The following is an 18,476-nucleotide window of genomic DNA, read 5'->3' as shown; positions in this document are numbered from 1 at the left end:
TCCTTACAGTTCTTCCCCAAGTCCCGTCCGGATGGAATTGACAAGGAACTGCAGAGCTTCCTCCTCGTCCTCTCCCTCGCAGAACAGCTCAATTTCGTCTCCGCATTTGACGCATGCGCCAAGGACGCTTAAGACGCTCTTTGCATTTGCTGTATTTCCATCTCCGTAGTGGAATGTAATAGATGATTTAAACTGCATCGCCTGTTTGCACAGGGTTCCGGCCGGGCGAAGATGAAGGCCGGTTGGATTTTTCACGGTCACTTTTCCGCTTACCATTGGTTTCCCTCCTAATTTGTTCCTGTCGTTTTATTTGCTACTGCTTTTTCTTTGATATGAATCGTTGTCTTGACACTGTCTACGAGCTCATAGCCATCCGGCAGTGTGATTTTTACCGGTACCTCGTAATCCCCGACACCCATTCCATTCAGATCTATGGATGCGTTGATCTGGGAAGTATCTAATTTGGCCAGATTTTTGTCCGATGCTTTAATGCGGATTGCAAGCTGTGTCTGATCATACAGAACGGTATAAGTGGACTGAAGATTGCCCGTCTCGATCTGATCGACATCAAGTTCAAATTCCCTGCTCTCATTCGGCATAACCGTTACGTGAACGGTAACGGATGCAGACGAACTGGAAGATACTTTCAGATCTGTCACATCGGCGAGAACATCGCTTAAGTCAACCGTCGTCTCCACATCGGAGCGCTGTCCTGCAACGGAGGTATAGTCTTCCGGAATTTCAATCGTATTGCCTTCATCCGCCAGCTTTGCAAGTGCCTCCTCGGATCCGGCAACGGTGATTTCCTCCGGTGTGGTATAGATATTTTTAATCTGATAGCCGTCTGCCGGAGTTCCGCTGTACAGTGCACTCAGCTTAATACCGGATACACGGCGCCACAGTTCAATATCCACATCCACCTGCGGGGAGCCGCTGTCGAAATTCAAAAATTCCATCTGGGATTCCGGCATCTCATCCTGGTTTTTATCAATAATCATCAGATCCGCCGTGACGGTTCCGGAATTCCGCATATTGGTTACATCTACTTTTGCCACCACACTGCTGATCTTATTGATCAGGGACGTCGGGCCGGAAATGGTGATGCTCTCCGGATCGGAAGTCATCGTTCCCACTTCGTAATCTTTTGCCGGTTTCGTATTTCCTGCGTCAATTGTGATCGGGAATTTTTCGCTGTCCACATCCTCGATTTCCACAGGGATCGTTGCTGTCACTGTGCTCAGTTTTTCCTGTTTTACCATGGAGCACGCTGCCTTGATCGGCACATAAACCGGGTTTGTATCCATCGTCACAATCTGGGTCAGATCGGCCGTGACAGTGATATCCGATGCTTTCAGCCGGCTGACAACCGAGTTGTTGTCCGTGACAGTAACCGTGACCGTCTGGTATTCCTCCGCAATCTGGTATGTTTTCTTTCCGGCTGCGATGTAGGCTTCATTGGTCACCTGCACGGGGACATCAAAGCGCTCTTTCACAATCGGGTCATTCACACTGACCACAACGTACCAGATTACAATGGCAATCAGGATAGAAAGAATTTTCAAAGGGAGATTGTTCAGAAGCTTTTTCAGAATTTTCTTTTTCATTTCTTCTCTCCCTCCACTTTCTGACGCATTCCGCGGATATGCCATCCTTTCTTCTCTTCCGGTTTTTTCGCGAGCTTCTGGATTTTGTGAAGCTGCTCCCGAAGGTCGCTCGGTGTTACTGCCGTGTGGAGTTCTCCGCCGGAAGCATACGACACATTTCCGGTTTCCTCGGAGACAATAATCGTAAAGGAATCCGTCACCTCACTGATGCCGACACCTGCACGGTGGCGTGTTCCAAGATTCTTGTTCAGATCCATGTTGTCGGACAGCGGCAGGTAACATGTTGCTGCCGTGACACGGTTGTTCCGTACAATCACGGCTCCGTCGTGCAGCGGCGTATTGTGTTCGAAAATATTGATCAGCAGCTGGCTGGTCAGAACGCCGTCAATCGGGATTCCGGTCTTTTCATATTCCTCCAGGGTGATGGTCTTTTCGATGACGATCAGCGCTCCGGTCTTTACTTCTCCCATTTCAAAACTGGCCCTTACCAGTTCATTGATGGTTTTGTCACTGAACCGTTCATTTTCCTCCTGGCCGCTCGCAAAAGAAATGGCAGACAGCGGATTCTTTTCTCCAATCTGCTCGACCACTCTTCGAAGCTCCGGCTGAAAGATAATTACAACCGCTGTGATCGCCGCCCCGCCGATGTTTCCGAACAGCCACAGAATCGTCTGCATTTTCAGCACGTTTGCAATGATGACAAAGACACCAATCAGAAAAATACCTTTCATCAGCGTATAGGCCTTTGTATTCTGCAGCCAGCGGATCAGGTGATAGACGAAAAATGCAATGAGCAGAATCTGCACAATATCAATCAGTTCAATTTGTTTTGGCAGCCCGTAGTCTGCCGTTCTTGTGACAATCCAGTTCCACACGCCACGCACACTGTCACTTCCTTTCTTTTCCCACGGCCGGTTTTCTTCTGATTTTCAAAATTCTTTTAAAGATCCTTTAAGGTGTCCTCCAGCATGCTCTTATAATCCACATCCTGATAATCGCCCTCGTCCAGCGGCGGAATTTCTTCTTCCTGAATTTCTTCTGTTTCGTTTATTTCTTCTATTTCTTCTTTTTCCTCGATCTCATCAAGATCCCTGCTGTTCCCGGATTCTTCTGTATGTCCAAGATTTGCCAGAGCATCGAGTTCCTCGTCTGTCAGATCCGGTTCTTTTTTCTTTTCATTCCGAATATAAGTCACACAGCGCTGTGCCTTTGTCACATTGAATTTTGGAACGGCTTTTACGTAGTAATAATAATCGTCGTCATCATATTCCAGGTATTCTGTCCGGGTGTAGTCTGCACCGAACAGGAAAAACTCCAGAACAAATCCAACCAGACAGCCGGCCGCCGCCCCGATCAGAACCATCGGGAGTGCAATCTGTACATCCAGTGCCAGGCTTCCGGCAATCATAATAACCGCATAGGCAACCGAACCTGCCACAATGGAAATCTGCCATGCATAGTCCGCACTGCTGTGGCGGATTGCATTGACAAGAAGTACGGTCAGTGCGCAGGCGATCAGAACCAGCAGCATTTCCTCATTGCGGAAGAGGCCGTTGAAAAATTCCTGTACGACTGCCGTGATCTCCGGTGCTTCCGCCGCATGAAGCAGCGGCTCCATTTTTCCGTGAATCATGTCGCACATATAGTAGACAACGACACCGCAGGCTGCTGAAAATGCAGAGAGCGGCGTGCCGGCAAGACCATAGGCAACCGGAACAGCAGATGGCACGTGAAGCCAGAATGCGAGCGGTGTCAAAAGGAGTGCCGGCGCATCCTTCGGCACAAAGCGAAGATATAGAAACCAGAGCACCAGCAGAACCAGCGCCGCAAGACCCGCGATTACCATGTGAAGTGCAAAGCAGTGGCCGATGATCACCAGCATTGCAAGGAAAACCATTCCATTCAATGGCAGGATGGCGCAGATCAGCGACAGAATCAATACCACATACATGCTGTTCAGCATCTTCAGATAGCCGAGATTGGAATTAATACCACGAAATACAGCAAGAGCGAGCAGAAATTTCACAATCGGAAGTACGATTCCGCTGCAGGAGCCGTAAAACTCTTTTAATTTTTCTTTCAGTTCAATCAATACTGTCATGTTTCCTTCCTCCTGCGCCCGGATTTCTTCCCGCTTTTTTCCTGTTCCTCATATATGTTCTGCAGGTCATCCAGCTCTTTTCCATACCATTTCAGCTTTTTCTGTGCTCCCTGGTAACGGATCGTGCTGATCACATACACGGCAATGGAATAGACTGCCAGAAAACACAGATAGGACGCGATCAGACACCCTGCTGCAAACTGCAGGTCGATTGTGTCTATCTCGTCCACCAACCATTCAATATGATATAAGACTGCAACCGCAAGTACCAGAATGTATCCGATGGAAGCCAGAAAAAAATTTTTCAGAAGCTCTTTTCCGATGTAATCACTCCGAAAATAGCGGCCGATTCGTAAGGCATTTTTTTCTTCTTTTTTTTCGAAAAAAGCCAGTTTTGTCATCTGACGAATCCTTTTTTCGTCCAACATGCCTCTTGGTCTCCTCTTCCCGTTCTAAATTATGTTTATTTTACCATATGTTTCCGATATTGGAAAGCTATTCTCAAAATATTCACACACTATTTTACAATTGCCGCACAAACAAAATCCACCTGTTCTGCTCCATTCACTTTCAACAGTGACGCAATGGCATCAACCGTGCTTCCCGTTGTGTAAATGTCATCTACCAGAAGAATCCGGCAGTATTTCATCTGTCCCGGCTTTGCCAATGCAAAAGCTCCCTCCAGGTTTTTCCGCCGCTCGGCGGGACCAAGCTCTTTCTGGCGTTTTGTTTTTTTCACACGGCGGATCAGGCGGGCATTCACGGGAAGTTCCATTTCTTCTGCCAGCTTTTCTGCAAATACCTCCGCCTGATTGTAGCCGCGCTTCCGCTGTCTCGCCGGATGAAGCGGCACCGGAACGAGCACCTCCGGATTTCTTCTCTGGATCTGCTTTCCCACATAGAAAAACGCCGCGTGAGCATAAAATCCGGCGTATTCCTGCCGTTCATGATATTTGAACCGCATCAGGGAAGCCTCAAGTTCCCCGTGGTAACCGTACGGCGCAAAACCGCGGTCGAAGCTGTGCCTCGTTCTGCTGCAGTCCCGGCAGAACTCTTCCTCACTGCCCACGGGTTTCCCGCATTTTTTGCACCGCGCGCCCAGAATCGGATGGATCTTTTCCACACAATTCCGGCATAGATACAGCTCCTCACGTGACAGCAGTCCGTCACAGATGGGACATCGTCTCGGATAAACTGCGTTTAAAAGCCAGTTTCCTGTTTTATTTTTTTCTTTCATGTAACCTGCGCTTTCCCTTATCCACTCTGCCGGATGCAGCCGCATCCATGCCCCGGAAAAACGTGTTTATGCGTTTTCTTCCTGCATTTCCCGGATTCTTCTGGCGAGCGTTGTATACCGGTTCGCCTCGATATGATTTCCGATCATTGCCTGGAATGTCACATCACTTCCGACGATGGTGACGCACTTTCTGGCTCTCGTCACGGCCGTATACAGAAGATTCCGCGTCATCAGCATGCGCGGGCCGCCGAGCAGCGGAATCACAACCGCCGGGTACTCGCTTCCCTGCGCTTTATGTATCGTTGTGGCGTAGGCGAGCTCCAGCTCGTCCGCCTGTTTGAACGTATAGTCTGCGAATTTTCCTTCCTCAAACTCCACGGTGATCACCTCGGTATACGGGTTGATGCTCCGGATCATGCCGAGGTCTCCGTTGAATACACCCATACCGCGCTCCGCCACGATTCCGTTGATGCCGCGGATTTCCCACTCCATCTGGTAATTGTTGCGGATCTGCATGACCTTGTCGCCCTCGCGGAGGATATTACCTCCATTTTCCCGCTCGGCTTTGTCCGGTGCGGGCGGGTTCAGGTATTTCTGCAGAATCTGATTCAGATTTTCCACGCCGAGTGCACCTTTCCGCATCGGAGTCAGAATCTGGATATCCTGCGGGCGGGCATCCACATAACGCGGCAGTTTCTGGGACACCAGCGTCACCAGCACTTTCCAGATCACGTTGACATCGTACCGTTTCAAAAAGAAGAAATCTTTGCTCTTATTGTCCAGTATAACCTCTTCCCCATTATGGATCTTATGTGCATTGACAACAATATCGCTCTGGGATGCCTGCCGGAAAATGTGCGTCAGGCAGACAATCGGAAAGCATTCCGAACGGATCAGATCCCGGAGGACACTGCCCGGGCCGACACTTGGAAGCTGGTTCTGGTCTCCCACCAGGATCAGCCTTGTTCCCGGCACAATCGCGGAAAGAAGGGCATGCATCAGGTGGATATCAACCATCGACATCTCATCAATGATGATGACATCCGCGTCGAGCGGATTATCTGCGTTCCGCTCAAAATGCACATTTGCCGAGGAGTCATCCACATTTCCCGTCAGTTCCAGAAGACGATGGATCGTGCAAGCCTCACAGCCAGTTGCCTCTGTCATTCGTTTCGCCGCTCTTCCGGTCGGCGCTGCCAGGAAAATGTCGAGGCCTTCTGCCTCAAAATAATGGATCATCGCATTGATGGTCGTCGTTTTTCCGGTTCCGGGACCTCCGGTCAGGATCATAAGACCGCTGTATGCCGCCTCAACGACTGCCGTCTTCTGCATCTCATCCAGCTCGATCTGATATTTTTTCTCGATCTTTCCGATCCGCTTTTCGATTGCCTCACGGTCTTCCTCGCATGTAATATTCAGCTCATGCAGCATGCGCGCCGTACTGAGTTCCAGATAATAATACTGGCTGGCGTACACAATCCGCAGCGGCTCATCCCCTTCCCGTTCGGCCGGGAGCTCGCGGATGACCGCTTTTTTGTCGATTGCCATATCCTGCAGAGATTTCTGCATCCGCTCCGGTTCTACGCCGAGAAGTTCCTGCCCTCTCCGAAGCAGCACCGGTTCCGGCAGATAGACATGGCCTTCTGCCGTCGCCTGATTCAGCACATACGAAAGACCGCTCTTGATGCGGAATTCGCTGTCCACGGCAATCCCGATTTTTCCGGCAATCTCATCCGCCGTCCGAAATCCCACGCCTGCGATATCTTCCGCCATTTTATACGGGTTTTCCTTTAAAATCCGGTACACATTGTCCCCGTACTGCTGATAAATCTTTGCACCGAGATTCAGCGCAATGCCATATCCCGAGAGGAAAATCATCGCATTCTGCATTTCGGCTTTTTCTGCCACCTGCTGTGCAATTTCACGCGCTTTCCGCTCGCTGATTCCCTTTACCTCCGCGAGGCGCTCCGGCTCTTCCTCGATGATCCGAAGCGTATCGTCACCAAAGCGGCGCACAATTCTTGCCGCCAGCGCCGCACCGACTCCTTTGATCGCACCGGAACCGAGATACCGCTCCAATGCAACAGAATCCTGTGGAACTTTCGTCTCATAGGATTCAATGCGGAACTGCTTTCCATAGGCAGCATGTTCAATATAATCTCCGGAAGCCTCGATCAGCTCGCCCTCTCCGATCATCGGAAGCGTGCCGACGCATGTCAGCTCGCGCCCCTTCATGCTCAGATTCAGGACGGTATAGCCGTTCTCCTCATTTCGGAAAATAATGTGTTCTACGTAGCCTTCTACTTTTTCTTTTTCACTCATCTTTTATCAAAATTGGCTTTCAAATTCATTCATCACTTCGCGGTACTGGCCGGTTCCAAGCGCAACGACGCTCGCCGGATTTTCTGCTGTCACGGTATTGATGCCGGTCCGCTCCTGGATCAGCTCGTCCATTCCGTCAAGGAGACTGCCGCCTCCGGTCAGGATAATGCCGCGGTCGGAAACATCGGATGCCAGTTCCGGCGGCGTTTTTTCCAGCACGGCACAGATCGCGTCCGCAATCTGGTTTGTCGTCTGGGCAAGGGCACCTCGGATTTCGTCGGAGGAAACCGTAATCGTCGCCGGAAGTCCGGTGATGACGTTTCTTCCCTTGATCTCCATCGTTTTCTCCTCGGCCCGCGGATAAGCGGAACCAATCCGGATTTTCACTGCCTCTGCGGTCTGTTCTCCGATAAATACGTTGTATGTTTTCCGTACATAGCGGATGATATCCTGGTCAAATGTCTCACTGGAAATCTTGACCGAATTGGAAACAACGGTTCCCGCAAGCGAGATCACAGCGATATCCGTCGTGCCTCCGCCGATGTCCACGATCATATTTCCGCATGGTTTCGTAATGTCAATTCCGGATCCGATTGCCGCTGCCACCGGCTCCGGCACGATCAGCACTTCCCGGGCTCCCGCCTGGTACGTTGCCTCCTCCACAGCCTTCCGCTCTACTTCCGTCACACCGGACGGCACACAGATGCTGATTCTCGGTTTCCGGAATGCTCTTCTTCCCATTGCCTTCTGGATAAAGTAGCGCAGCATGCGCTCGGTGATCAGAAAGTCCGTGATCACGCCCTGCCGCATGGGCCGGACCGCCATAATATTGCCCGGTGTCCGTCCAATCATCTGACGCGCTTCTTCTCCAATTGCCCGTACTTTATCTGCATCTTTATCATACGCAACTACGGACGGCTCCTTTAATACAATGCCTTTTCCCTTGGCATAGACCAGGATGCTGGACGTCCCCAGATCAATTCCGATATCGGTCGTTGCAGCCATAGTAATCCCCTTTCCTGTTCTCTTTTATTTTTCTTTATTTTAATCTGTTTGAAATTTGTATAGAATAAGTTCAGGTTCAAAACACCCGAAACACAAAAGGATCGAATGTGTTCTGAACCCAACCCGCTTCTTATTATATACAATCCCTTTTAAAATGGAAAGGATTTTTTAGAGATATTTTTCGACATATTTTCCGGTGTAGGATACCGGGCTCTTGGCCACTTCCTCCGGCGTTCCGCACGCAATCACGGTTCCGCCGCCGTCTCCGCCCTCCGGTCCGATATCAATAATATAGTCCGCCGTCTTGATGACATCCAGATTGTGTTCGATAACAACGACGGTATTTCCGCCCTCGGACAGGCGGTGCAGAATCTCCACCAGTTTGTGGACATCCGCAAAATGAAGTCCCGTCGTCGGCTCGTCGAGAATGTAGATCGTTTTTCCCGTGCCGCGGCGGCTCAGCTCTGCTGCGAGCTTGATACGCTGCGCTTCTCCGCCGGACAGCGTGGTGGACGGCTGGCCGAGGCGGATGTAGGAAAGGCCGACATCGTACAGGGTCTGTAATTTCCGGAAAATCGACGGTACCGGCCTGAAGAATTCCAGTGCCTCCTCGACCGTCATATTCAGCACATCGTAGATGCTCTTTCCTTTGTATTTGACTTCCAGTGTCTCACGGTTGTACCGTTTTCCATGGCAGACCTCACACGGCACATAGACATCCGGCAGGAAGTGCATTTCGATCTTCAGGATACCGTCGCCGCCGCAGGCCTCGCATCGGCCGCCCTTCACATTAAAGCTGAATCTTCCCTTCTTGTAGCCGCGCGCCTTGGCATCCTGCGTTGCCGCAAACAGGTCGCGGATCTGATCGAACAGACCTGTGTACGTTGCCGGATTGGAACGCGGTGTTCTTCCGATCGGGGACTGGTCGATGTCGATGACCTTATCGAGCTGTTCCATACCGATGATGTCTTTGTGTGCACCCGGAATCGTCCGCGCACGGTTCAGATCTCTTGCCAGCCGTTTGTACAGAATTTCATTGACAAGAGAACTCTTTCCCGATCCGGAGACTCCGGTCACGCAGGTCATGACACCGAGCGGGAAATTCACGTTGATATTTTTCAGATTGTGCTCTTTTGCTCCGACTACCTTCAGCCAGCCCGTCGGCTTTCTGCGCTCGGACGGAACCGGAATTTTCAGCTCTCCGCTTAAGTATTTTCCGGTGATGGAATTCGGATTTTTCATCAGATCTTCCGCTGTTCCGATCGCCACCAGCTCTCCGCCGTGCTCACCGGCTCCCGGGCCGATATCGACAACGCAGTCAGCGGCGCGCATCGTATCCTCGTCGTGCTCCACGACGATCAGGCTGTTTCCGAGGTCACGCAGATGTTTCAGCGTCGCGAGAAGTTTGTCGTTGTCTCTCTGGTGAAGACCGATGCTCGGCTCGTCGAGAATATAGGCGACACCGACAAGGCCGGAGCCGATCTGCGTTGCCAGACGGATTCTCTGCGCCTCACCGCCGGACAGCGATGCCGTTCCGCGCGCCAGGGTCAGATAGTTTAATCCGACATCCGCAAGGAAGCTCACACGCGCACGGATCTCTTTTAAAATCTGCTTTCCGATCAGCAGCTGCTGTTCGGAGAGTTCGAGGTTCTGCATAAACTTCTGCAGATTGTCGATGGAAAGGGATGTTACTTCAAAAATATTTTTATCTCCGACCGTCACACCAAGCGACGTCGGTTTCAGACGCTGGCCATGGCACGCCTGGCACGGGGTCACACGCATGAAGGTTTCGTATTCCTGTTTTGTAGAATCCGATCCGGTCTCACGGTAGCGGCGCTCTACATTTTTGATCAGCCCCTCAAAAGCCACATCGTACACACCGACGCCGCGCTGACCGCGGTAATGCACCTTGACGGATTTTCCGTTCGTTCCGTAAATCAGGATATCGTGGATTTTTTTCGGATATTCACAGAACGGAGTGGAAAGGGAAAAATCGTACTCCTCTGCCAGCGCATCGAGAACGGCTCTCGTATAGCTCGATTTGTCCGTGCAGGACTGCCAGCCGAGCACGGTGATGGCTCCGTCTGCGATGGATACGGTCTTGTCCGGAATCATCAGATCCTCGTCGAACTCCATCTTGTAGCCAAGGCCGGCACAGCTCGGGCAGGCGCCGAACGGGTTGTTGAAGGAAAAGCTTCTCGGCTCAATCTCCTCCATGCTGATGCCGCAGTCCGGGCAGGAAAAGCTCTGGCTGAAGTTGAGCTGATTTCCGTCCATCGTGTCGACCACCAGAAGGCCGTCCGCCAGATCCAGTACATTCTCGACGGAATCCGTCAGACGTTTCTCAATGTCCGGTTTGACTACAAGACGGTCCACAATAATGGAAATGTTGTGTTTCAGGTTCTTATCCAGCGTAATCTCCTCGGACAGCTCATACTGGCTGCCGTCGATCATCACGCGGACATAGCCGCTGCGTTTTGCCTGTTCGAGCACCTTTTCGTGTCTTCCCTTGCGGCCGCGCACAACCGGCGCGAGAAGCTGGATTTTCGTCCGCTCCGGGAGTGCCATGATCTGATCGACCATCTGGTCCACCGACTGGCGGCTGATGACTTTTCCGCACTTCGGGCAGTGCGGAATACCGATTCTCGCGTACAGAAGACGGAAGTAATCGTAAATCTCCGTCACGGTTCCGACGGTGGAACGCGGGTTCCGGTTCGTCGATTTCTGATCGATCGAAATAGCAGGCGGCAGGCCTTCGATGCTGTCCACATTCGGTTTTTCCATCTGTCCTAAGAACTGGCGCGCGTAGGAGGAAAGGCTCTCCATGTACCGCCGCTGGCCCTCCGCATAGATCGTGTCAAACGCAAGCGAACTCTTTCCTGAACCGCTGAGGCCCGTAAATACAACAAACTGGTTTCTGGGGATATCGACATTCAGTGCTTTCAGGTTGTTCTCCCTGGCTCCCCGTATTCTGATAAACTCTTTTTTCTCTGCCATAACTGTTCCTCTTATTAATTGGAATCCCTGTCCGGACAGGGACAGGAATCTTGTCTCGTTTTCTCCCATTATAGCACACCGCCGTGCGTTATGCAAACATTTGTTCTATTTCTTCATCATCTTTTTACAGCAGAAAATCTGCCAGAATCACATTGCTGACGGAAATCCCATCGCGTGTCAGAGCCAGGCGCCCGCTGTGTTCCTGTAAAAGATGCATCGCTTCGTATTTCTTCAGAACCCCGCCGTATACGGCATGGATCTCCTTTCCAAACTTCTCCTCAAACTCCGCCGTCGAGATCCCTTGTGTCATTCGAAGGCCGAGAAACATAAATTCTTCCATGGCATCCTGCCGGGAAAGAATTTCCTCATCCTCACGGATCTTTTCCAGTGCTCCGCACGCTTTCAGATACAAAGATCGATCTGCCGTGTTCGTCCACCGGCGGTTTCCGAATAACGATGCCGCGGAAGGCCCGAACCCCAGATAATCCGTCCTTTTCCAGTAGCCGATATTGTGGCAGCATGCGAAGCCCGGCTTTGCATAATTGGAAATCTCATACTGGAAAAAGCCGTATTCTGCGAGGATTTCCGCCGTTCTGGCATACATTTCGCGTTCTGTGTCCTCATCCGGCAGATCCAGTTTCTGCTCCGCAAACGGGGTTCCCGGCTCCACGATCAGGCTGTAGGCGGAAATGTGCTCCGGAGAAAGCTCCGCGATCGTCCGAAGACTCTCTTCCCATTTCTCTTCACTCTGCTCCGGCAGACCTGACATCAGATCCACGTTGATATTCGCAAACCCGGCATCCCGTGCCAGCACAAAACTCTCCTGAAATTCCGCAAACGTGTGGATTCTTCCCAGCCGTTTCAGCTCCTCATCGTGAACCGACTGACAGCCGATACTGATCCGGTTGAAGCCGCTCTTCCTGTAACATTTCAGTTTTTCCGCATCCAGCGTTCCCGGATTGGCCTCCAGCGTAATCTCAGCATCCTCTGAAAAAACGTACTTGCTCCGCAGTTTTTCCATCACACGGGCGAGCATTCCGGCATCCACTGCGGATGGTGTTCCGCCGCCGAAAAAGACGGAAATCACTTCCCTTTCTGCCGTCTCTTCCGCTGCATCGATTTCTGCCAGCAGAGCCTCTTCATACTCCTTCTGCATTGCTTTCGTGCCCGGTCCCGAGACAAAATCACAGTAGGCACATTTCCGGATGCAGAACGGGATATGCACATAGAGTTCCAGTGGTTTTCTTTTTTTATTCATTCTGCTTTTCCTCCGTACGATCGAAAGACCGGCCCCTGCGCTCCCGCAACAGCAGGCGGCGCCGACAGGCCGGTCTCATTTTTATCTCTTAATTTTCATCCAGTTTCAGCACGCTCATAAAGGCTTTCTGCGGAATCTCCACGTTTCCTACCTGGCGCATCCGCTTCTTACCTTCCTTCTGCTTCTCCAGCAGCTTCTTCTTTCGGGAAATATCGCCGCCGTAGCACTTGGCGAGGACGTCTTTGCGCATCGCGCGGACGGTTTCTCTGGCGATAATCTTCGATCCGACAGCCGCCTGGATCGGGATTTCGAAGAGCTGCCGCGGAATCTCTTCTTTGAGCTTCTCGCACATCTTTCTTCCGCGCTCGTAGGCAGATCCCTCGAATACGATGAAGGACAGCGCATCCACTTCTTCTTTATTGACGAGGATATCGAGTTTTACAAGCTCGCTTCTCTCATAGCCGAGCAGCTCGTAGTCGAATGACGCGTAACCTTTGGAGCGGGATTTTAAGGCATCAAAGAAATCGTAGATAATCTCATTCAGCGGGAGATGGTAATGAAGCATCGCACGCGTCGTCTCCATGTATTCCATTCCCTGATACTGGCCTCGTCTCTGCTGGCAGAGCTCCATGATCGGTCCGATGTAGTCGGTCGTCACCATAATCTCTGCTTTTACCAGCGGCTCTTCCATATAATCAATCTCGGACGGGTCCGGCAGATTCGACGGGTTGGTCAGGTCAATGACGGTTCCGTCGGTTTTGTGAACCTTATAGATAACGCTCGGTGCGGTCGTCACGAGATCCAGATTGTACTCACGCTCCAGGCGCTCCTGAATAATTTCCAGGTGAAGCAGTCCAAGGAAACCGCAGCGGAAGCCAAAGCCCAGTGCTGCCGATGTCTCCGGCTCGTAGAAGAGGGATGCATCGTTTAACTGCAGTTTTTCCAGCGCGTCGCGCAGATCGCCGTACTGTGCGCCGTCGGCCGGGTACATGCCGCAGTATACCATCGGGTTGACTTTTTTGTAGCCCGGCAGTGCTTCTGCACACGGACGGTCGGCATCGGTCACGGTATCACCCACGCGGGTGTCGCGCACGTTTTTGATGCTGGCGGTGATATAGCCTACCATTCCGGCGGAGAGCTCGTCGCACGGGATCAGACGGCCTGCGCCGAAGTAGCCGACCTCGACAACTTCCTCGACAGCGCCTGTCGCCATCATGCGGATTCTCGTTCCTTTTTTCACGCTTCCTTCCATCACACGGCAGGAAATGATGACGCCGCGGTATGCATCGTAGACGGAGTCGAAAATCAGTGCTTTTAACGGTTCCGTCGGATCACCTTCCGGTGCCGGAATTTTCTGTACGATCTGTTCGAGCACCTCGTCCACGTTCAGGCCGGTTTTTGCGGAAATCCGCGGAGCATCCTGCGCTTCCAGTCCGATGACATCCTCGATCTCTGCAATTACACGGTCCGGCTCGGCGCTTGGAAGGTCTACTTTGTTGATGACCGGGAACACATCCAGGTCATGGTCAAGGGCGAGGTAGACGTTGGCAAGGGTCTGCGCCTCGATACCCTGCGATGCATCGACAACGAGCAGTGCGCCGTCGCATGCGGCAAGGCTTCGGGAAACCTCATAGTTGAAGTCAACATGGCCCGGGGTGTCAATCATGTTTAAAATGTACTCCTCGCCGTCGGCCGCTTTGTATACGGTACGGACTGCCTGTGCCTTGATCGTGATGCCGCGCTCACGCTCCAGATCCATATTGTCCAGCACCTGATCCTGCATCTCACGCTCGGTCAAAAGGCCTGTTTTCTGAATAATACGGTCCGCAAGGGTTGATTTTCCATGGTCGATATGGGCAATAATACAAAAATTACGAATTTTACTCTGATCTATTCCTGACAAGTTTTTTCCTCCTGCTTTTTCCCTACGATACCAGATTGCTCCATATTTCGTACTCCCGCAATCTGTCTATTTTGTATGATACGAAATTCCACTCAAAAAAGCAAGATAAATTTATCCGCCTGATGCCGGACTTTTGCCCGACAGAACCTTATGCAGGATATCCGCAAACGGCCCCATTGCATTTTTCACCTCCTCGACCGTATTCGTCTGCGCACCAACCTCGAGAAGAACAGATCTCGGGCGGAGATGGAGGTTGTAGCGGTAGCCTTTTAAATAGATACAGCGCGAAAAGCCGGGATAATACTGTTTTGCCTCATACTCCATCTGAAAGGAAAATGCAAGGTTTTCCGCCTGATACGGATTGGGCAGGCTTGTCAGTTCGCCGCTTTCTTTCGTGCGGGAAAGGCCGTTGAAAAACATGATCTGCGCGGTCGGCTTTCCGTTGATTTCTGTCACAAGACGTTTTGAACCATTGACCCCGTCCCGGTGCAGGTCGATCACGACCTGAATGGACGGGTGTTCTTCCAGCGCCGCTGCGATGACCGGCTCCGCGTAGTTGTAGGCGCGGCTCCGCTCGAGACAGCCTTCTTTCATGTCAAATGCCTCTGTAATATGAAGCACTTCGTATCCGTACTGCTTTTCCAGAAGCTCCTGCAGATCATCACCGAGGCCGATTACCGTGTCCGCTCTTTCTCCCGGACGGGAATCGGCGAAGGTTTCCTGCGAATGGGTATGATAGATCAGAATCTGCGGGCCTTCGGCATTTTCCGGCAGGGTCAGGTCTTTTCCGAGCAGGGTGCTGCCGTCGATCTCGCCCGGCAGGACCGAAGTGTTGGGATCGACAACGAAGAAGCGGTTCAGGAGCGCCTGCGGGTCAGCAAGAAGGTCAGGGGAAATTGTCTCCTGAATCGTGTCGGCCTCCGGGTAGAGAATCTCACGCGGTGCGCCGCCGGTTTCGATGGTCTCCTCCGGGACAGACTGCGGCGCTTCGGGTTCTGCCGTTGATGCCGACTCTCCGGCTGCCGGTTCTGTGATTCCTGTTTCCGTCTGCTCCGGCTCCGTGATTTCCATTCCATCTTTTTGAGTTTCATCTTTTTGAGTTCCATCCTTTTGATCTTCCTCAGTTCCCTGCTCCTTCGATTCTGTCTGCCCTCTTTCTGCTCCCGGTCCCGGATTCGAATCCTGCTTCGCCGTATCCGTTTCCGCTGCTTCTGTCCCGGCAGACAGCGTATTTTCTGCCGTGCTTCCCTCCCGAAGCGCCGGTATCTGATCCCGCACTGCCGCGAGGAGATTTTCCATCCATCCCCTTCCGTCCTCTTTTCCGTCATAAAAAAGAAGCGGCATCATCACATCCACGGATAACTGCTCCGCCTGTGCTGCCGCCCGCTGCAGCAGAACTTTCCCCTCTGAGAAATGATTTTTCCGGAGAACCGCTGCACTGCGGAACAGCAGTATACTGCAGGACAGGAAAAGACATCCCCATCCGAACCATCGTCCATTTCGCCTGGCATTCCACATATTATCACCATATTCATGATATGTTACATTTCCCCGGAAAATGCCTGATTCATACCTGCCGCAAGAACCCCGGCCAGGCGGCGGACCATCTCGTCGATCTCTTTTGTCGTCACGTAAAGGCTTTCGAGCGCCGGTGAAATGACTTCTCCCAGAAATTCATCCATCTCGGACTCCTCCAGCGATTCCAGAACGCCTGCGACGGCATCGTGGACGATCGTTCCTGCCCCTACAACGGTCGGCACACCGATTCCGATGACCGGCACGCCGAGCGTCTCCTGATTTAAGGCATTGCGGTGGTTTCCGACGCCCGAGCCCGGCCAGATTCCGGTGTCGGCAAGCTGGATCGTACAGTTCAGCCGGTGAATACTGCATGCGGCAAGGGCATCCACGGCGAGAATCACATCTGGATGGGTCTGTTCTGCCGTTCCGCGCAGGATTTCCACTGCCTCCATGCCCGTCTGTGCCATAACGCCGGGAGCAAGGGCACTCACTTCCCGGCCCTTCTTTCCGTAGGTGCGCACCAGATGGCGCGTAACGTTAAGCTGCTCCACCGTCTCCGGCCCGAGCGCATCCGGCGTGATGCCGCGGTTGCCGAGGCCGGCCACAAGAACGGATCCGCACGCTTCCGGCACCATTTCCATCAGACAGTGAGAAAACTCCTCCGCCGCTTTCCGGCTCTCCTCCTCGTCTGCCGTCAAAAGCAGCGGCGCTTCGATCGTCACATACGTCCCTTTCGGCTTTCCCATCATTTTTGCACCCTGCTCCGATGTGATTTTCACAATGGTTGTCTGAATTTCCGCCTTTCTTTTCTTCTTCTCAATCTCGACCCCGGAGATCTCCACATGGTCCCTCTCAAATTTTTCCTGATTCTCCATCGCCAGGTCTGTCCGCATCCTATACTTTCCTATCATACTTTTCTCCTTCTCCTGTATTTTTGTTGTAGTTTTTGCAATTTTTTCAAAAATATGTATTGACAAAACATGCGAAATATTATAGGATAATAAAGCATGTTTCAGTGGAGCGCCCGTGTCTGTTCCATTGAATAACATCCCTTAAATCACATTAATTTTAAAAATATTGGAGGTGTACAGTTTGGCTAACATTAAATCCGCAAAGAAAAGAATCCTGGTAAATCAGACAAAGGCAGACCGCAACAAAGCAATCCGTTCTGCAGTTAAGACTTCTATGAAAAAAGTAGATGCTGCTGTTGCTGCAAACGATAAAGAGGCTGCTGCTGCTGCATTAGTAAATGCGATCTCTACCATCGACAAGGCTGCTTCTAAAGGCGTTTATCATAAAAACAACGCTGCCAGAAAAGTATCCAATCTGAGCAAAGCTGTAAACTCAATCGCATAATAAAGATATAAAACAAAGAGAACTTAGTCATACCGTCATGTGGCTGGGTTCTTTTTTTATGCTTACCAAAAGAGTGCGCCGCGACAGATCTTTTGATAAACACAGAACAAGGCGTACCGGTACAGGAAAACTGGCCGATACGCCTTGTTCTTTTTAGAAAACTCTGATCTTACGCCGCCCTGCTGTATTTCGTAATCAGCAGCTCCACGCTCAGCAGATCGGAAATTTTTCCCGTCTTCACGTCCTCTTCCATCTGCACGCAGTCATTGACCGCCGCTTTTAATTCCTCCGCCGCATACTGGCGCGACATGGGAATATAGTTCCGCACAACGAAACTCTGCAGTCCCGTCCGTTTTGCGATCGTCGCCTGATCGCAGTGCTCTGCCAGCAGCTCTTTGACCTGCAGCAGCAGATTAAACTGGCGTGCCAGCAGAAAGAGAATCCGCATCGGCGGCTCCTTTAAAGCCAGCAGATCCTGATACAGATCGAGCGCTTTCCGCTGCTTCTTCTCCGTTACCGCGCGGATCATCTCGAAAATCCGGTTCGTAATCTGCGTTGTGCAGACTGCCTCGATATCCGCCCGCGTGATCACATCTCTTCCCATCGTATAGCTGAGCAGTTTTTCCAGCTCCTGCGAGATATTTCCCATATCCGTGCCCGTCTTTTCCAGAAAATCTTCCATATCCTGGCGCGTAATCTTTTTTCCCTCTTTTTTCATCATGCCGAGTACCCAGGTCATCAGCGTCTTTTCGTCCTGACGAGCAAATTCCACTGCTCTTCCCTGCTTCTGCACCGCCTTGTACATACGGTTCCGCTTATCGACTTCCTCCTCCACGAAGATCAGCACCAGATAATCCGGCAGGGATCCCATGTAGTCTGCCAGCGCGTCGGCTTTGTTTTTGAAAAATCCTGTATTTTCCAGCAGAATCACACGGCGGTCCGCAAAAAACGGCATCGTCTCCGCAAGGTCAATCACTTTGGGAATCTCGGTTCCTTTTCCCTCAAAGCGGGAGAAATTCATCGTGTCGTCCTCCGGCAGCAGTGCGTTTTTCAGCTTGTTTTTATACTGATGCTTCAGATAGGCTTCTTCTCCGTAGAGCAGGTAGGCCTGCTTAAAATTCTGCGTTTTGATATCTTCTAAAATGCTTTTCATTCCATCCTCTTTCTTTCGTTCC

The 18,476-nt window shown here is 51.6% G+C and carries 15 protein-coding genes; 1 reads left to right on the top strand and 14 read right to left on the bottom strand.

Translation table 11 applies throughout. The features are described 5' to 3' along the window. Nucleotides 1–3: 3 nt before the first annotated feature. The 13 genes from DXB83_RS08640 to gpr all read right to left on the bottom strand — a co-directional run bounded on the left by DXB83_RS08640 (nucleotide 4) and on the right by gpr (nucleotide 16,856). Nucleotides 4–276, bottom strand: a complete 273-nt coding sequence (locus DXB83_RS08640) for an HPr family phosphocarrier protein (protein ID WP_022462230.1) — start codon at nucleotides 274–276, stop codon at nucleotides 4–6. A gap of 11 nt (nucleotides 277–287) precedes the next feature. Next, nucleotides 288–1,604: a CdaR family protein gene (locus tag DXB83_RS08635; RefSeq protein ID WP_158554979.1), complete on the bottom strand. Its 1,317-nt coding sequence runs from the start codon at nucleotides 1,602–1,604 to the stop codon at nucleotides 288–290. Next, entirely contained in the window at nucleotides 1,601–2,488 is an 888-nt protein-coding gene (cdaA, locus tag DXB83_RS08630) for a diadenylate cyclase CdaA (protein ID WP_330410111.1), read from the bottom strand. The genes DXB83_RS08635 and cdaA overlap by 4 nt, the downstream gene beginning before the upstream one ends. A 56-nt stretch (nucleotides 2,489–2,544) precedes the next feature. Continuing rightward, nucleotides 2,545–3,705 carry a hypothetical protein gene (locus DXB83_RS08625; RefSeq protein ID WP_118697449.1) on the bottom strand — a complete coding sequence of 387 codons (1,161 nt, stop codon included), beginning with the start codon at nucleotides 3,703–3,705 and terminating at the stop codon, nucleotides 2,545–2,547. Then, nucleotides 3,702–4,133 carry a hypothetical protein gene (locus DXB83_RS08620; RefSeq protein ID WP_117509502.1) on the bottom strand — a complete coding sequence of 144 codons (432 nt, stop codon included), beginning with the start codon at nucleotides 4,131–4,133 and terminating at the stop codon, nucleotides 3,702–3,704. The genes DXB83_RS08625 and DXB83_RS08620 overlap by 4 nt, the downstream gene beginning before the upstream one ends. Nucleotides 4,134–4,222: 89 nt before the next feature. After that, nucleotides 4,223–4,942 (bottom strand): ComF family protein, encoded by a 720-nt coding sequence (locus DXB83_RS08615; RefSeq protein ID WP_070100796.1) that lies wholly within the window; start codon nucleotides 4,940–4,942, stop codon nucleotides 4,223–4,225. A 66-nt stretch (nucleotides 4,943–5,008) separates the two neighbouring features. Next, nucleotides 5,009–7,264, bottom strand: coding sequence for an SF1B family DNA helicase RecD2 (recD2, locus tag DXB83_RS08610; RefSeq protein ID WP_055264890.1), 2,256 nt, complete (start codon nucleotides 7,262–7,264; stop codon nucleotides 5,009–5,011). Between the two features lie 6 nt (nucleotides 7,265–7,270). Beyond that, nucleotides 7,271–8,269, bottom strand: a complete 999-nt coding sequence (locus DXB83_RS08605; protein ID WP_022462222.1) for a rod shape-determining protein — start codon at nucleotides 8,267–8,269, stop codon at nucleotides 7,271–7,273. Nucleotides 8,270–8,437: 168 nt separating this feature from the next. Beyond that, complete coding sequence (gene uvrA / locus DXB83_RS08600; protein WP_055218624.1) at nucleotides 8,438–11,266, bottom strand: excinuclease ABC subunit UvrA; 2,829 nt, start codon at nucleotides 11,264–11,266, stop codon at nucleotides 8,438–8,440. 124 nt (nucleotides 11,267–11,390) lie between these two features. Further along, entirely contained in the window at nucleotides 11,391–12,524 is a 1,134-nt protein-coding gene (gene hemW, locus DXB83_RS08595) for a radical SAM family heme chaperone HemW (RefSeq protein WP_118697448.1), read from the bottom strand. An 88-nt stretch (nucleotides 12,525–12,612) separates the two neighbouring features. Beyond that, nucleotides 12,613–14,427, bottom strand: coding sequence for a translation elongation factor 4 (gene lepA / locus DXB83_RS08590; RefSeq protein ID WP_022462217.1), 1,815 nt, complete (start codon nucleotides 14,425–14,427; stop codon nucleotides 12,613–12,615). A 111-nt stretch (nucleotides 14,428–14,538) separates the two neighbouring features. Beyond that, nucleotides 14,539–15,945, bottom strand: coding sequence for a stage II sporulation protein P (locus DXB83_RS08585; protein ID WP_243004554.1), 1,407 nt, complete (start codon nucleotides 15,943–15,945; stop codon nucleotides 14,539–14,541). 23 nt (nucleotides 15,946–15,968) lie between these two features. Further along, a complete protein-coding gene (gene gpr, locus DXB83_RS08580) occupies nucleotides 15,969–16,856 on the bottom strand; it encodes a GPR endopeptidase (protein WP_118659221.1) in 888 nt (295 codons plus the stop codon). 181 nt (nucleotides 16,857–17,037) lie between these two features. Here gpr and rpsT point away from each other — a divergent pair, with 181 nt between their 5' ends. Further along, nucleotides 17,038–17,301: a 30S ribosomal protein S20 gene (rpsT, locus tag DXB83_RS08575; protein ID WP_022462214.1), complete on the top strand. Its 264-nt coding sequence runs from the start codon at nucleotides 17,038–17,040 to the stop codon at nucleotides 17,299–17,301. A 169-nt stretch (nucleotides 17,302–17,470) separates the two neighbouring features. Here the strand turns inward: rpsT and holA are convergent, their stop codons facing one another. After that, a complete protein-coding gene (gene holA, locus DXB83_RS08570) occupies nucleotides 17,471–18,454 on the bottom strand; it encodes a DNA polymerase III subunit delta (protein ID WP_055227342.1) in 984 nt (327 codons plus the stop codon). Between the last annotated feature and the right edge of the window lie 22 nt (nucleotides 18,455–18,476).

It is taken from the genome of Blautia sp. OM06-15AC (genome assembly GCF_003481425.1).
In the GTDB taxonomy this organism is placed as follows: Bacteria; Bacillota; Clostridia; order Lachnospirales; family Lachnospiraceae; genus Fusicatenibacter; species Fusicatenibacter saccharivorans.
Note: the sequence above shows the minus strand (reverse complement) of the source record. Positions and strands in the feature narration are given on the sequence as shown.

Excerpts from the sequence above, each read along its gene's own strand:
- uvrA (WP_055218624.1), bottom strand. The coding sequence starts at position 11,266 with ATGGCAGAGAAAAAAGAGTTTATCAGAATACGGGGAGCCAGGGAGAAC.
- DXB83_RS08585 (WP_243004554.1), bottom strand. The coding sequence starts at position 15,945 with ATGTGGAATGCCAGGCGAAATGGACGATGGTTCGGATGGGGATGTCTT.
- DXB83_RS08625 (WP_118697449.1), bottom strand. The coding sequence starts at position 3,705 with ATGACAGTATTGATTGAACTGAAAGAAAAATTAAAAGAGTTTTACGGC.
- DXB83_RS08605 (WP_022462222.1), bottom strand. The coding sequence starts at position 8,269 with ATGGCTGCAACGACCGATATCGGAATTGATCTGGGGACGTCCAGCATC.
- hemW (WP_118697448.1), bottom strand. The coding sequence starts at position 12,524 with ATGAATAAAAAAAGAAAACCACTGGAACTCTATGTGCATATCCCGTTC.
- DXB83_RS08635 (WP_158554979.1), bottom strand. The coding sequence starts at position 1,604 with ATGAAAAAGAAAATTCTGAAAAAGCTTCTGAACAATCTCCCTTTGAAA.
- DXB83_RS08620 (WP_117509502.1), bottom strand. The coding sequence starts at position 4,133 with ATGTTGGACGAAAAAAGGATTCGTCAGATGACAAAACTGGCTTTTTTC.
- DXB83_RS08615 (WP_070100796.1), bottom strand. The coding sequence starts at position 4,942 with ATGAAAGAAAAAAATAAAACAGGAAACTGGCTTTTAAACGCAGTTTAT.
- DXB83_RS08640 (WP_022462230.1), bottom strand. The coding sequence starts at position 276 with ATGGTAAGCGGAAAAGTGACCGTGAAAAATCCAACCGGCCTTCATCTT.
- holA (WP_055227342.1), bottom strand. The coding sequence starts at position 18,454 with ATGAAAAGCATTTTAGAAGATATCAAAACGCAGAATTTTAAGCAGGCC.
- gpr (WP_118659221.1), bottom strand. The coding sequence starts at position 16,856 with ATGATAGGAAAGTATAGGATGCGGACAGACCTGGCGATGGAGAATCAG.
- recD2 (WP_055264890.1), bottom strand. The coding sequence starts at position 7,264 with ATGAGTGAAAAAGAAAAAGTAGAAGGCTACGTAGAACACATTATTTTC.